At 73.8% G+C, this 13196-nt stretch carries 15 protein-coding genes; 5 read left to right on the forward strand and 10 right to left on the reverse strand.

Going from position 1 to position 13196, the window contains the following annotated elements; translation table 11 throughout:
• The 4 genes from GTW08_RS20105 to GTW08_RS20120 form a co-directional block, all read left to right on the forward strand.
• Positions 1 to 1558: metallophosphoesterase (locus GTW08_RS20105; RefSeq protein ID WP_161152379.1), on the forward strand; the 1558-nt coding region annotated here is incomplete at its 5' end.
• Between the two features lie 260 nt (positions 1559 to 1818).
• Complete coding sequence (locus GTW08_RS20110; protein WP_073576972.1) at positions 1819 to 2913, forward strand: TerC family protein; 1095 nt, start codon at positions 1819 to 1821, stop codon at positions 2911 to 2913.
• 202 nt (positions 2914 to 3115) lie between these two features.
• A complete protein-coding gene (locus GTW08_RS20115; RefSeq protein WP_073576971.1) occupies positions 3116 to 4222 on the forward strand; it encodes a sodium:calcium antiporter in 1107 nt (368 codons plus the stop codon).
• Positions 4223 to 4241: 19 nt separating this feature from the next.
• Entirely contained in the window at positions 4242 to 4472 is a 231-nt protein-coding gene (locus GTW08_RS20120) for a hypothetical protein (protein ID WP_073576970.1), read from the forward strand.
• A 7-nt stretch (positions 4473 to 4479) separates the two neighbouring features.
• Here GTW08_RS20120 and GTW08_RS20125 read toward each other — a convergent pair whose 3' ends face one another.
• Positions 4480 to 4983 (reverse strand): metallophosphoesterase family protein, encoded by a 504-nt coding sequence (locus GTW08_RS20125; RefSeq protein ID WP_073577124.1) that lies wholly within the window; start codon positions 4981 to 4983, stop codon positions 4480 to 4482.
• A complete protein-coding gene (locus GTW08_RS20130) occupies positions 4980 to 5297 on the reverse strand; it encodes an FKBP-type peptidyl-prolyl cis-trans isomerase (protein ID WP_073577123.1) in 318 nt (105 codons plus the stop codon). The genes GTW08_RS20125 and GTW08_RS20130 overlap by 4 nt, the downstream gene beginning before the upstream one ends.
• Before the next feature lie 185 nt (positions 5298 to 5482).
• Between GTW08_RS20130 and GTW08_RS20135 the strand changes: the two genes are divergently transcribed.
• Entirely contained in the window at positions 5483 to 6121 is a 639-nt protein-coding gene (locus GTW08_RS20135; RefSeq protein ID WP_073576969.1) for an SMI1/KNR4 family protein, read from the forward strand.
• 46 nt (positions 6122 to 6167) lie between these two features.
• Here the strand turns inward: GTW08_RS20135 and pqqE are convergent, their stop codons facing one another.
• From pqqE to GTW08_RS20175, 8 genes are all read right to left on the reverse strand, one after another.
• Positions 6168 to 7256 (reverse strand): pyrroloquinoline quinone biosynthesis protein PqqE, encoded by a 1089-nt coding sequence (gene pqqE / locus GTW08_RS20140; protein ID WP_073576968.1) that lies wholly within the window; start codon positions 7254 to 7256, stop codon positions 6168 to 6170.
• Positions 7253 to 7609, reverse strand: coding sequence for a pyrroloquinoline quinone biosynthesis peptide chaperone PqqD (gene pqqD, locus GTW08_RS20145; RefSeq protein WP_073576967.1), 357 nt, complete (start codon positions 7607 to 7609; stop codon positions 7253 to 7255). The genes pqqE and pqqD overlap by 4 nt, the downstream gene beginning before the upstream one ends.
• Positions 7596 to 8282, reverse strand: coding sequence for a pyrroloquinoline-quinone synthase PqqC (gene pqqC, locus GTW08_RS20150; protein ID WP_073576966.1), 687 nt, complete (start codon positions 8280 to 8282; stop codon positions 7596 to 7598). The genes pqqD and pqqC overlap by 14 nt, the downstream gene beginning before the upstream one ends.
• Entirely contained in the window at positions 8283 to 9197 is a 915-nt protein-coding gene (gene pqqB / locus GTW08_RS20155; RefSeq protein ID WP_073576965.1) for a pyrroloquinoline quinone biosynthesis protein PqqB, read from the reverse strand. It abuts the gene before it with no gap.
• Positions 9198 to 9261: 64 nt separating this feature from the next.
• Entirely contained in the window at positions 9262 to 9354 is a 93-nt protein-coding gene (gene pqqA / locus GTW08_RS20160) for a pyrroloquinoline quinone precursor peptide PqqA (protein WP_073577122.1), read from the reverse strand.
• Positions 9355 to 10073: 719 nt separating this feature from the next.
• Positions 10074 to 12203 (reverse strand): prolyl oligopeptidase family serine peptidase, encoded by a 2130-nt coding sequence (locus GTW08_RS20165; protein ID WP_073576964.1) that lies wholly within the window; start codon positions 12201 to 12203, stop codon positions 10074 to 10076.
• Positions 12204 to 12227: 24 nt separating this feature from the next.
• Positions 12228 to 12719, reverse strand: coding sequence for a ribonuclease HI (rnhA, locus tag GTW08_RS20170; RefSeq protein WP_073576963.1), 492 nt, complete (start codon positions 12717 to 12719; stop codon positions 12228 to 12230).
• A gap of 23 nt (positions 12720 to 12742) precedes the next feature.
• On the reverse strand, positions 12743 to 13196 hold a 454-nt coding region (locus GTW08_RS20175), incomplete at its 5' end, for a hypothetical protein (protein WP_161152380.1).

Genomic DNA, 13196 nt, shown 5'->3' on the forward strand with positions numbered 1-13196 from the left:
GCGCGGCGGCGCCGGAGTCCTGGCGACGCTCGCGGCGTCCGGGTCGCCCTGGGCGCGCGGGGTGGCCGCGGCCGCCGCACCCGCGCCGGTCACCGTCGTCGGACGGCACCTGGCCTACGGGCCCGACCCGGCCCGCTCGATGTCGTTCTCCGGGGAGCTGACCGCGGCCCCGCCGCCCGGCCGGATGGTCGTCGACGTCGGCACCGACTCCGGGTTCGGGCTCACCCTCCCGGTGCAGGTCCGCCCCCTGGAGAGCCTCGTCCCGCAGGTCGACGGCAGCATCCGCGGCACCCGCCAGTGGTTCGCCCACGCCCGCGCCGACGGCCTCGCCCCCGGCAGCCGCTACGTCTACCGGTTCCGCATCGAGGGTTCCGGCGGAACGACGACGACCACCGCCACCAGCACCTTCCGGACGGCCGCACCCCGCGGCACCCGGCACCGGTTCACCTTCACCGCCTTCGCCGACCAGGGCGTGAGCACCGGTGGGGAGCCGAACCACTACAAGCCCGACGACAGCCACCGCAGCCCGGCGCCCGCGGAGGCGCTGACCGCGCTCGTCGCCGCGGAGGCACCCGCGTTCCACCTGCTCGCCGGCGACATCTGCTACGCCGACCCCTCCGGCGCCGGCAGGCCCGTCCGCAACGGCGCCCGGCAGGACGACGAGGCCCACGACAGCTTCGACCCCACCGTCTGGAGCACCTACTTCGCCGCGATCGAACGCTCGGCCGCGTCGACCCCGTGGATGTTCGCCACCGGCAACCACGACATGGAGGCGCTCTACGACCTGAACCGGGCCGACGGCCCCGCGCACGGCTACGCCGGTCACGCCGCCCGGCTCGCGCTGCCCGGGACCGGCCCCCGCGGCTGCCCCTCGGTGTACGCGTTCACCCACGGCACCGTCGGGGTCGTCAGCGTGGACGCCAACGACCTCTCCACCGAGATCCCGACCAACGCCGGCTACTCCGGCGGGACCCAGCTGACCTGGCTGGAGCGGACCCTGGCCGGCTGGCGCGCCGACCCGGACATCGAGTGGATCGTGCTGTTCTTCCACCACTGCGCGTTCGCCACCTCGGGCTCGCACGCCTCCGACGCCGGGGTGCGACGGGCGCTGGCGCCGCTGTGCGACCGCTACCGGGTCGACCTGTGCGTGCAGGGCCACAACCACCAGTACGAGCGCACCGACCCCATCCGCGACGGCCGCCCCACCCGCCCGGCCCCGGACCGCTCCACCGTCCACCCGGAGACCGACGGCACCACCTATGTCTGCGTCGGCTCCGGCGGACGGCCCCGCTACCGCTGGCAGCCCGGCGAGACCGACAGCGTCCGCGGCCACGAGACCGAGCAGGCGCCGGTCACGAGCTTCCTGGCCGGCCCCGACGACCAGAAGCAGGCCGAGACCGTCACCTGGTCGCGGACCCGCTACCTCGGCTACGCCTACCTGCGCTGCGCGGTGGCCCCCGGTTCCGGCGGCACCGACTCCCGTCTCGTCGTGCACGCGATCACCGACCTCGGCGAGGAGATCGACATGGTCCGGCTCAGCCGTCGCGCGCGCCGCTGAACCGGACACACAGGACGACTTCCGGCCCCGACCGGGTGCCCTGGGTCACCCCGACTCGCCATGCAACGGACCAGGGAGGACACTTCACCTACCGCAGGGGAGTATCCCTACCGCGGTGGTGTCGTCAGCACGGTGTCGTCGCGAGCGTGGTTCGCGAGCGGACCCGGCACCACCGGCCACACCCGGCAGCCGCAGGAACGGGCTGCCGTGGCGGGAGAGACCTCGGGCTGTCTGATGCTGCCCTGGTCTGGAGGAACTTCGTGAACGTGCCCCTGTGGGTCTGGCTGGTCACCATCATCGGATTCGTGCTGGTGATCGGCGCGGACCTGTGGCTCAACGACCACAAGCCGCACGCCGTGACCCTGGGTGAGGTCACCCGCTGGGTCGTCTTCTACGTGGTGCTGGCCGTCGCGTTCGGCTGCGGGGTCTGGTTCTTCTCCGGCGGCACCTACGCCGGCGAGTTCTTCGCCGGCTACCTGACCGAGTACTCGTTGTCGGTCGACAACCTGTTCGTCTTCCTCATCATCATGTCCGCGTTCAAGGTGCCGGTCCTCCACCAGCACCGGGTGCTGCTGGTCGGCATCGTGATCGCGCTGATCATGCGGAGCATCTTCATCGCCGCGGGCGCGGCGGTCATCGACCGCTTCAGCTGGGTGTTCTTCCTCTTCGCCGCGTTCCTCGTCTACACCGCCGTCTCGCTGGTCAAGCAGGCTGCCGGCGGCGACGACGAGGAGTGGAAGGAGGGCCGGGTCCTGCAGTGGGTCCGCAAGGCCTTCCCGGTCACCGACGACTACCACGGCGCCAAGACCACCGTGAAGATCGACGGCAAGCGCTGGCTGACCCCGATGCTGATCGTGATGATCGCCATCGGCGTCACCGACATCATGTTCGCCCTGGACTCGATCCCGGCGATCTTCGGCCTCACCCAGGAGCCCTACCTCGTCTTCACCGCGAACGCGTTCGCGCTGATGGGGCTGCGCCAGCTCTACTTCCTGCTCGGCGGGCTGCTCAACAAGCTCGTCTTCCTGTCCTACGGCCTCGCGGTGCTGCTCGCCTTCATCGGCGTCAAGCTCGCCCTGCACGCCCTGCACGAGAACGAGCTGCCCTTCATCAACGGCGGGCAGCCGGTGCCTGTCCCCGAGGTCGGGATCGGACTCTCGCTCGGCGTCATCGTCGGCGTCCTCGCGGTCACCACGGTCGCCAGCCTCGTCGCGGTCCGGATGAAGCCCGAGCTGGCCGAGCAGGGCAGCGGGATCACCGCGCCGCCGCTGGCCCGCACCAAGGAGGAGGCCGCGCGGATCGAGGCCCAGGACGAGCAGGCCGACCACCGGGTGAGCGCGCCCCCGCGCGACTGAGACCCACGCTCCCCGGCGGGCAGTCCTCCGCCCCGGCGTCCGGTTCCCCATCGGACACCGGGGCGGACCCGTGTCCGGCGCTGCTCGGCGCGCCGTGCCTGTGACCTGCGGAGACGATGGCGTCTGCCGTGTCAAGTGTTGCATCGGCAGGTGATCCCGTTCACGATCAGTTGATCCTGGCATCGTAGCGAGGGGCTGATGCATGATCCCGGTGATCGAATTCGTTCTGGGTGTCGCCGTGCTGGTCTACAGCGCGGAGAAGCTCATCGGCTATCTGGTCGGGGTGGCGAGCCGGTGGGCGATCTCGCTGTTCCTGATCGCCGTCGTCTTCACCGGGATCGAGTTCGACGATCTCGCGTTCGGCGTCGTGCTCAACATGGAGGACCTCAGCGACGTCGCGCTCGGCGCCGTCATCGGCACCACGATCGCGCTGACCGGCGTCGTGCTGGCGCTCGCCGCGATCATCGCGCCGACCCGCGTCGAGGTCCCGCGCGACTACCTCGCGCTCTACGTCGCCGCTCCGGTGGTGATGTTCCTGCTCGCGCTCGGCGGGCTGCTCACCGCCGGCACCGGCGTCGTGCTGATCCTGTTGTTCGTCGCCTTCGTCGGCTGGATCGCCTACCGCGAGTACTCGGCCCGGCGGCCCGTCTGGCGCAACGCTGAGGTCTACGAGCAGCTGGAGAAGGCCGGTGTCGGCGCGGGCGGGACCGCGACGGCGTCGGCCGGGTCGGGTGGGCCTGGTGGTCCGCCCCGGGCCGACGCGGCCACCGGACCGCCCGGCTTCCGGCTGCCCGAGGACCTGCGCGTCGACGACGGCTTCCTCGCCGCGCGCGCACAGCCGCCCGGCCGGACGATCCTGTTCGCCGTGATCGCGCTGATCGGGCTCGTCGTCGGCGCGCTGATCGCCGGGCAGGGCACCGAGGGCATCCTCGAGACCTGGGCGATCAGCGGCACGGTCTTCGGGGTCACGATCGCGACCCTGGCCCTGTCGCTGGAGGACCTCCTGATCACCGTCGAGCCCGCCCGCCGCGGCGCGCCGGAGATCGCCGTCGCCAACGTCCTGGGCAGCGTCGTGTTCTCGGTGACCGGCAAGCTCGGGGTGATCCTGCTGGTCGGCGGGGCGATCGTGGTCGACCCGACGGCCCTGGTCTGGCACCTGCCCGTGCTGCTCGCGCTCACCGTGCTCTCCGCGGTGTTCCTCGGAACCGGGCGGATCCGCCGCTGGCACGGCGTGGTGCTGCTCGCGCTCTACATCGCCTACTTCGTCATCAGCCTCACCGTCTTCGGCGGCGTCCCCGTCGACGACTGAGCACCCGTAGGGAGGGACGATGCTCACCAAGAACCGGATGTCCGCGGCGCTCGTGGTCGTGGCCGCCGTGATCGGCCTGGTCCTCGTGTTCGGCACGGGCGAGGGCGCCCGCGACGACGATGACGACGACGCGGGCGGCCCGCCGGCGGTCACGCGGATGGACGACGACGACCGGCAGCCCCCGGCCGTCCCGGCGCAGCAGGACCCGGCGCCGGGGCAGCAGCAGCCCGACGACGATGACGACGACTGAGGAGGCGCTACAGGTGGTGCAGCACGACGTCGTCGATGCGGCCGTCGTGCAGGGTCAGCGTCATCCAGGTGTGGGCCGGCATCCGGCGCCGGTCGGTCGGTGACCCCGGGTTGAGCAGGCGCAGCCCGTCGGCCGTGGAGTCCCACGGGATGTGGGAGTGCCCGAACACCAGCAGGTCGGTCTCGGGGTGCGCGGCGAGCGCCCGGCGTTCGCGGCCCTGCTTCGGGCCCGTCTCGTGGGTGACGGCGACCCGGACCCCGTCGAGGGTCGCCCGCGCCGTCTCGGGCAGCCGGGCGCGCAGCGCGTCGCCGTCGTTGTTGCCCCAGCAGGCGAGCAGCCGGGCCGCGCGGCCTTCGACCCGGTCGAGCAGCTCCACCGAGCACCAGTCACCGGCGTGCACGACGACGTCGGCGGCGTCGACGGCCTCCCACACCGGCCCGGGGAGCCCACCGGCGTGGGCCGCCCCGCGGCTCGGGTGGTGGGTGTCGGAGATCAGCAGGAGCGCGGTCAGCGCACGCCCACCAGGTCGCAGACGAAGATCAGGGTCTCGTTCGGGGCGATGACGCCGCCCGCACCCTGGGCCCCGTAGCCCAGGTGCGGCGGGATCACGAGCCGGCGGCGGCCGCCGACCTTCATCCCGGCGACGCCGTTGTCCCAGCCGGAGATGACCTGGCCGGCGCCGAGGCCGAACTGCAGCGGCTGGCCGCGGTCGTAGGAGTTGTCGAACTCGCGGCCGGTGGACTGCGAGACGCCGACGTAGTGCACGGCGACGGTGTCCCCGGGCTTGGCCTCGGGGCCGTCGCCGACGGCCAGGTCCTGGGTCATGAGCTCGGTGGGCAGCGGGCCGTCGACGATCTCGACAGCGGGCTTCTGCGGTGCGGTCACGGGAGACCTCCTGGGAGACGTGCTCCTCCGGCCGGACGGGGAGGAGGCTTGTGGTGCGCCACGACCTTGCCAGAGGGTTCCACCGTCCGCGCCCGGGGCCCGCCTCGCCGTGCGAGGCTGCCTCCATGAGCGACTCCTCCCCGTCGTCCGCCGGGCTCGCCGAGGTGTGGACCGCCTGGCTGCGCGCGCTCGACGAGGCCGGGTTCCCGGCCACCGCCAACGTCCGCCCGCCGGCCTCGGCGGAGGAGGTCCGGGCCGCGGAGGCCGTGTTCGGAGCGCCGTTCCCCGCCGACCTGGCCGCGCTCTACCTGCTCGCCGACGGTCAGCTGAACGACCACCCACGGGCCCCCGGACCCCGGCCCGAGGTAGCGACGAGCATCTTCCCCGCGACCTACCGCTTCGTCCCGCTCGACGAGGCCGTCGTGCAGTACCGCGGGTGGCTCGACGTCATCGAGGACGGGGACGACGACCACATCACCGTGCGGGAGGGTGACCCGGTGCGTGCCCGCTACTGGGATCCGGGCTGGTGGCCGCTGGCGGTCGACGGCGGCGGCAACGCCCTGGTCGTCGACACGGTGCCGGAGCCGGGCGGCGTGCGCGGGCAGGTCGTCGTCGCGGGGCCGGACGAGGACGAGCGCCGCCGTGTCGCGACGGGGGTGGCCGACTACCTGCACCGGTTGCTCGCGGAGCCGGCACCCGTCTGCGAGGACACCGGCGACGACGCCCCGGACCACCGGTTCTGGGACGTCCGGCACCTGCGCTGACGCGGCCGGTCCGGATCGGCCGTCCACGGTGGTGGACGCTCCGTGGTCAGCGGTGGGGCCGGGGGACGAGCTCGACGTCCACCGGTTCCGGCCCGTTCGCCCGGGCGACCGCGTCGGTCACGAGGTCGTGCTGCGGTGACAGGTGGCAGACCGGGTCGGTGGCCGCGGCGTCGCCGGTGAGCTGGAACGCCTGGCAGCGGCAGCCGCCGAGGTCCACCTCCCGCCGGTCGCAGGTGCGGCACGGATCCTGCATCCAGTCCTCGCCGCGGTAGGCGGTGAACAGCGGTGCGGACGACCAGATCTCGGCCAGGCCGGCATCGCGCACCGAGGCCCGCGGCAGGGGCAGGGTCTGCGCGGCCGGACAGGGCAGCGCGTCGCCGTCCGGGGCGACGGTCAGCTGCCGCTGCGCCCATCCGCCCATGCACGGCTTGGGGTACGCCGAGTAGTAGTCGGGCAGGACGTGCACGACCTCCATCCGGCCCGCGAGCCGGGCGCGGGCCGCGGTGACGACCTCCTCGGCCCGGTCGAGCTGGTCGCGCGTCGGCAGCAGCGCCGAACGGTTGCGCCACGCCCAGCCGTAGTACTGGGTGTTGGCCAGCTCCACCCGGTCCGCGCCGAGCCGCTCGACCAGGTCGACGATCTCGGCGATCCGGTCGATGTTCTGCCGGTGCAGCACGACGTTCACGGTCAGCGGCCAGCCCAGCTCGCGCACCAGCCGGCAGGCCTCGAGCTTCCGGTCGAAGGAGCGGATCCCGGCGATGCGGTCGGAGGTGGCGGGCTCGTCGGCCTGCACGCTGACCTGCACGTGGTCCAGGCCCGCCTCGCGCAGCTCGATCGCGCGCGGCCGGGACAGACCCATGGCGCTGGTGACCAGGTTCGTGTACATGCCCAGCTCGGACGCGGTGCGGACCAGCTCGGGCAGGTCACGTCGCAGCAGCGGCTCGCCGCCGGACAGATGGCACTGCAGCACACCCATCGCGGCGGCCTCGGTGAAGACGCGCTGCCACTCGGTGGTCGTCATCTCGTCGTCGTAGCGGGCGAGCTCGATGGGGTTCGAGCAGTACGCGCACGCCAGCGGGCAGCGGTAGGTCAGCTCGGCGAGCAGCCCGAACGGGCGGGGGGCGGCGGCGGTCATCCGAGGGCCACCAGGTTGCGCGCCGCGAGCCGGCCGAGGTAATCGCGGACCTGATCGCCCACGGTCAGCGCGTCGGTCTCGTCGAAGTCCTCGACCAGCGCGGCGACGAGGTCGTCGACGGTGCGCTGCCCGTCGCACAGCCGCAGCACGGCGTGCCCCGTCCGGTTCAGCACGACGACGGTCTCCGGCCCGAGCAGCACCCAGCCGCCGGTCGGGCGGTCCGGCCGCATCCGCACGTGCCGGCCCAGCCGGGGCCGGGACTCCCCGGTGACCACGGGCAGCCGGCCCGTGCCGTCGCCGCGCCGCTGCGGGGGGACCTTCGCGGCGCCGGTCGCGCTGTCACGCGTAGGCATGATCGATCGCATCCATGACCGCCCACAGGACGTCGCACTTGAACGACAGGGCGGCCTCCGCGGCGTCCTGCTCCTGCGGGGTGTGGCAGTGCGCCAGCACGACCTCGAGCGCGTGCTCGGAGTCGCGGGGCGCCTGGAACAGCCGGTCGCGGAAGTACTGCAGCCCGGCCGGGTCGATCCAGGTGTAGTACTTCTCGAACGCGGCCAGCCGCTCGGCCATCAGGTCGGGCGCGAACAGCTCGGTCAGCGACGAGGCGACCGCCTCGACCCACGGCTTCGTCCGGGCGAAGGTGATGTAGGCGTCGACGGCGAAGCGCACGCCGGGCTGCACGTGGCGGTGGTCGGTGATCTCCGACCGGGTCAGCCCGCAGGCCTCACCCAGCTGCAGCCAGGCCTCGATGCCGCCGCTCTCGGGCCCGTCCTCGGCCGTCCCGTCGTGGTCGGTGATCCGCCTGATCCAGCGCCGCCGGACCGCGACGTCCGGGCAGTTCGACAGGATCGCGGCGTCCTTGACCGGGATCGCCTCCTGGTAGGCGAACCGGTTCGCCACCCAACCGCGGATCTGGTCGGGGGTCAGGGTCCCGTCGTTCATGCGGACATGGAACGGGTGGGCGCTGTGATAGCTCGCGGCGTGCGCCCGCAGCCGCTCGACGAGTGCGTCGGATGCGGTCACTCAGACCTCCAGTTCCAGACCGTCGTACCCCACGAGCGCGCCGGCCTTCTCCACCTCGGCGCGTTCGTCGGAGTCGTCCAGCAGCATCGGGTTGGTGTTGTTGATGTGCACGTACACCGTGCGGCCCACGCGCAGCCCGCCGAGCCGTTCCAGGCTCCCACCGGGACCGCCGACGTGCAGGTGCCCCATGTCGTGCGCGGTCTTCGCGGCCAGCCCGAGCCGGACCATCTCGTCGTCGAACCACGTGGTGCCGTCGACGAGCAGCAGGTCGGCCCCGTCGATCTCGGCGAGCACCGCGGGGGTCAGCTCCTGCACGCCCGGAAGATGGACGGCGAACCGCCCGGTCGCGGGGTCGGTGAACCGGTACCCCACGACGCGACCGGTGCCGTCGGTGCCGGTGCCCGATCCGGCCGGCGGTGGCGCGAACCGGTCGTGCTTGGCGGTGGGGGCGTCGAACGCCCGGTAGACGAGCCCGCCGAGGTCGTGCTCCGCTCCCGGGACCACCTCGGTCCAGGTCACCGGGCAGAAACGCTCCAGGGTGGTGAGCAGGCCCGTCCCGGTGCGCAGGGTCCGCTCCGTCGCGGCGGTGGCGTGCACGTGCACACCGCGGCCCTCGCGCAGCAGGACCAGGCCGAGGGTGTGGTCGATCTCGGCGTCGGTCAGCAGGACACCGTGCAGCGGCGTGGTCCGGTCGCCGGTCGGGTGCAGGGCGGGGGAGTCGGCGAGCTGGGTGCGGACGTCGGGGGAGGCGTTGACCAGCCACCAGCGCTCCCCGTCGGGGCTGACGGCGATCGAGGACTGGGTGCGCGGGGCCGTCGGCCGTGTGCCGTCGCGGACCGCGCGGCAGCCCGGACAACCGCAGTTCCACTGCGGGAACCCGCCACCCGCGGCGGCGCCCAGCACCCGGATCCTCATCGCACCCCTCCCGTGTCGACGGCCGGGGGCCCGCGGTTCGCGCGCCCCCGGCCGTCGGGTCGCCTCACGCCTCGGTACGGGCGATGTACATCGTCACCTCGGGCGCGCAGCCGATCTCCTCGAACTCCGGCGCCTCCCAGTCGGTGGTCGGCTCCATGGCGATCACCTCCCTTCACGTCATCGTGGGGTGCGGTTCCGGTTCGGGAGGGCAGGTGACCCCACCCCCGGGATCTCATTTCCCCGGGCCGCTGGGTGATCACTTTCACACCGACCGGGGAGGAGTGTCAACCCCGGCATTCCGCTCGCTGCGAACCGATCGCAATGATAGCGGCGAGAGGGACATCCAGCAGCTCAGAGGTACCCGCAAACGGCGTTCACCATACGACGGATGATCAATGAAAGAATGTCGTCGGGCCGGGCCGGAATGGCAGCGAAATGAATCTTGCTCGGCAGTGCCGACGCATTTCCCCCACGGAACGGAGGGGTGACGGCGATCCGGCTCCGGACCCCGGCGGAGCCTCTGACGTGCGGTGCGCCGATCCCCGACGCCGGCCGGACGATGTCGGAGCGGGGCGCAGTCCGACGACCGGCCGGTGAATTCCCCGGTGCGTGCTGTGGTCGCCCGTCGCCGAAACAGGTGTTTCACCCAATGATGTGCGCCCGGCGGCGGGATGGTGCGCGGGCCCCGCCCGCGGCGTGCCGGCGCCCCGTCCGCCCGTCCGTCCGTCGGTCACGCCGCCGGTGGCGCACGTCGTACCGTTCGTTCCGGCGTCGTCAGCGTGTCGTGCGACGGATCCCGCCGCGCGGCGCCCGTTCGTCCGTGCCCGGCCCGGACGCCGTGCACCAGGCCGCCGCGGCGCCCCTGTGTGGCCGGAGTCACACCGGAGCGGAGTGGTCCGCGCTCCGGGGCCGCGCGACCAGGGCGTCGCGGAGGAACCCGACCTGCAGCAGCAGCAGGTTCTCGGCGACGACCTCCTGCGGCGTCATGTGGGTGACACCGGACAGCGGCAGCACCTGGTGCGCCCGGCCCGCCGCGAGCAGCGCCGAGGACAGCCGCAGGGTGTGCGCGGCGACGACGTTGTCGTCGGCGAGACCGTGCACGACCATCAGCGGGCGGTGCGGCCGGTCCGCGGTCGGCGGGGTCGCGGCGTCGTCGATGATCGACGAGCGGCGGTACGGCTCGCCGCCCGGCGCCCCGAGGTAGCGCTCGGTGTAGTGGGTGTCGTAGAGCGTCCAGTCGGTGACCGGCGCGCCGGCGATGCCCGCGTGGAAGACGTCGGGCCGGCGCAGCACCGCCAGCGCGGACAGGTACCCGCCGAACGACCAGCCGCGGATCCCGACCCGCCCCAGGTCCAGGTCGGGGTAGGCCTCCGCGGCCGCGTGCAGGGCCGCGATCTGGTCCTCCAGCACCGGTCCCGCCAGGTCGCCGTGGATCGCGCGGTCGAACTCCGGGCCGCGGCCGGGGGAGCCACGACCGTCGGTGACCAGCACGGCGAAACCCTGCTCGGCGAACCAGCGGCTGGTCAGGTGTGCGTTGCGGGCCTGCAGCACCCGCTGGGAGTGCGGGCCGCCGTAGGGGTCGAGCAGCACCGGCAGCCGGGTGCCGGGCACGTGGCCGGACGGCAGGAACACCGCGGTGCGCAGCTCCCGCTCACCGAGGGAGTGCAGCACCGGGGCCGGGTCGAACCCGGGGTCGACGGCGTGCCCGGTGACCGGGTGCTCGGCTCCGGCGGCGGTGGCGAGCACGGCGTGCGGCGCCGTCGCGAGGTCCTGGGACACGCGCACGGTGGTGCCCCCCGCCGCGGCGACGGCGTGCACCCCGGTCGTCGGCGTCACCGCGACCGGCTCGGACCCCGGGGTCACCGACCAGACGGCCACCGAGGTCGGCTCCGTCGAGGCGCGGAACAGGACGGTCTCGCCGTCGATGCCGACGACCCCGCGCACCTGCAGCTCCGGGCCGGTCAGGTAGGCGTCGCCGACGACGAGCCGGCGCGCCCCGCCGGAGTCCTCGGCCCGCACCAGCGCCCCGGACGCGGTGCGCGCCGGGACGCCGGGCACGTTCTCCACCCAGACCGGGTCGGTCTGGGAGTGCAGCGTGGTGGTCCGCCCGGTCGCGGGGTCGACGGCCAGGGTGCGGACCTCCCGCTGGTCGCGCGGCTGGACCGACAGCAGCGGGCCGTGTGCGTCCCAGCCCGCGGTGGCGAGGTACTCGTAGGTCTCGTCGTCCCAGGTCACGGGGGTGCGGCTGCCGTCGAGCGCGACGACGACCAGCCCCACCCGGGCGTTCGGGGTGCCGGCGGCGGGGTAGCGGACCGTGGTCGGGACGCGGTCGGGGTGCGCGGGGTCGGCGATGTGCCAGCGCGCGACCGGCGACTCGTCGACCCGGGCGACGAGCAGCGCGCCGCCGTCGGGGGACCACCAGAACCCGCGGTGGCGGTCCATCTCCTCGGCCGCGGCGAAGTCGGGCAGGCCCCAGGAGACGTCGTCGCCGTCGGGGGTGAGCACAGCCGTCGTCGTGCCGGTCGTGAGGTCGTGCAGGTGCAGCGCGCCCTCGGCGACGAAGGCCACCCGGGCGCCGTTCGGGTCGATCCGCGGGTCCACCACGGCCTCGATGTCGCCGACGTCGAGCGGCCGCACGCCCGGCTCCCCGGTCAGCGCGACGGTGAACGGCCGCCCGGACAGTGCGAACACGGCGCGGGTGACCGCGGCGTCGGTGGTGTAGCCGACGACGCCGCCCGCCTGCTCCCGGACCCGCTCGCGCCGGGCCCGCTCCGCGGCCGGCAGGTCCTCCTCGCCCGGCAGCCCGGGCACCGACGCCGGGTCCACGAGCAGCCGTTCGGCACCGGTCACCGCGTCGATCGACCACAGGCAGGTGACCGGGTCGGTGCCGGACCGGCTGCGCAGGAACACCGCCCGGGACCCGTCCGGGGCGACGGTGAACCCACGGGGGACCCCGAGGGTGAAGCGACGGGTGCGCGCGTGCAGGCGGGGGAACGAGTCGGCCACGCGGCCGACGTTATCCCGGCGGCGTCACCGGACGCGTGTGGACCGGGTGCCGGACGCGCGTCCGCCCGCCTCCTCGCAGCCGCGGGCCGCGAGCCGGTCGGCGCGTTCGTTCTCCGGGTGCCCGGCGTGCCCCTTCACCCAGAACCAGGTGACGTCGTGGCGGCGGACGGCGGCGTCGAGCTCGCGCCACAGGTCGTCGTTCTTGACCGGCTCCCCGGCGGCGGTCCGCCAGCCGCGGGCCTGCCAGCGCGGCAGCCACTGGGTGATGCCGTTGCGCACGTAGGTGCTGTCGGTGTGCAGGTGGACGACGCTGCGCCGGGTCAGTGCGTCCAGCGCGCGGATCGGGGCGGTCAGCTCCATCCGGTTGTTCGTCGTGCGCTCCGGCTCGCCACCGTGCAGCTCGCGCTCGTGGCTGCCGTACCGCAGCACCGCGCCCCACCCGCCCGGTCCCGGGTTCGGGACACAGGCACCGTCGGTGAAGATCTCGACGACAACGGACGGGTCGGCGGTGCTCACGGCCGGTGACGCTAGCGGTCGGCTCAGTAGAGCCGGTACGCCGCCCGGGCCGCGGTGAATCCGGCGCCGGTGCGGGCGTCGCGGCACTCGACGCCGGTCCGGGAGCTCACGCAGGTGACGTCGCCCTCGGTGAGGTGGGTGCCGTAGTCGAGCACCGCCGCACCGGAGCCGACGGGCGCGCCGCCGCACTCGGTGCGAGCACCCGCCGGTCCGCCGGTGACCAGCGCCGCGTCCGGGCAGTCACCCGCCGACCAGGTGCGGGCGGTGACGTCGCAGCGGACGGCGCCGTCCCCGGCACCGCCGGTGATCCGGCAGGAGATGTTGCCGGTCGGGGAGGTGAACGACGCGGGCGACCCGAACGCGGCCGGGTCGGCCGCGGTGGTGCCCGCGACCAGGTCCGCCGGCGCCGCGACCGGTGCGGTACCGGTTCCGGACCCCTGCGGCGCACCGGGGTCACCGGTGCGCTCGGATCCCACG

This window comes from Pseudonocardia sp. SID8383 (assembly GCF_009864975.1).
Classification (GTDB): Bacteria; Actinomycetota; Actinomycetes; order Mycobacteriales; family Pseudonocardiaceae; genus Pseudonocardia; species Pseudonocardia alni.

What these genes read in the sequence shown, in the direction of transcription:
- pqqA (WP_073577122.1), bottom strand. Translation starts at nt 9,354, where the DNA reads ATGGAGCCGACCACCGACTGGGAGGCGCCGGAGTTCGAGGAGATCGGC.
- pqqB (WP_073576965.1), bottom strand. Translation starts at nt 9,197, where the DNA reads ATGAGGATCCGGGTGCTGGGCGCCGCCGCGGGTGGCGGGTTCCCGCAG.
- GTW08_RS20130 (WP_073577123.1), bottom strand. Translation starts at nt 5,297, where the DNA reads ATGACCCAGGACCTGGCCGTCGGCGACGGCCCCGAGGCCAAGCCCGGG.
- pqqD (WP_073576967.1), bottom strand. Translation starts at nt 7,609, where the DNA reads ATGCCTACGCGTGACAGCGCGACCGGCGCCGCGAAGGTCCCCCCGCAG.
- pqqE (WP_073576968.1), bottom strand. Translation starts at nt 7,256, where the DNA reads ATGACCGCCGCCGCCCCCCGCCCGTTCGGGCTGCTCGCCGAGCTGACC.
- GTW08_RS20115 (WP_073576971.1), top strand. Translation starts at nt 3,116, where the DNA reads ATGATCCCGGTGATCGAATTCGTTCTGGGTGTCGCCGTGCTGGTCTAC.
- GTW08_RS20120 (WP_073576970.1), top strand. Translation starts at nt 4,242, where the DNA reads ATGCTCACCAAGAACCGGATGTCCGCGGCGCTCGTGGTCGTGGCCGCC.
- GTW08_RS20135 (WP_073576969.1), top strand. Translation starts at nt 5,483, where the DNA reads ATGAGCGACTCCTCCCCGTCGTCCGCCGGGCTCGCCGAGGTGTGGACC.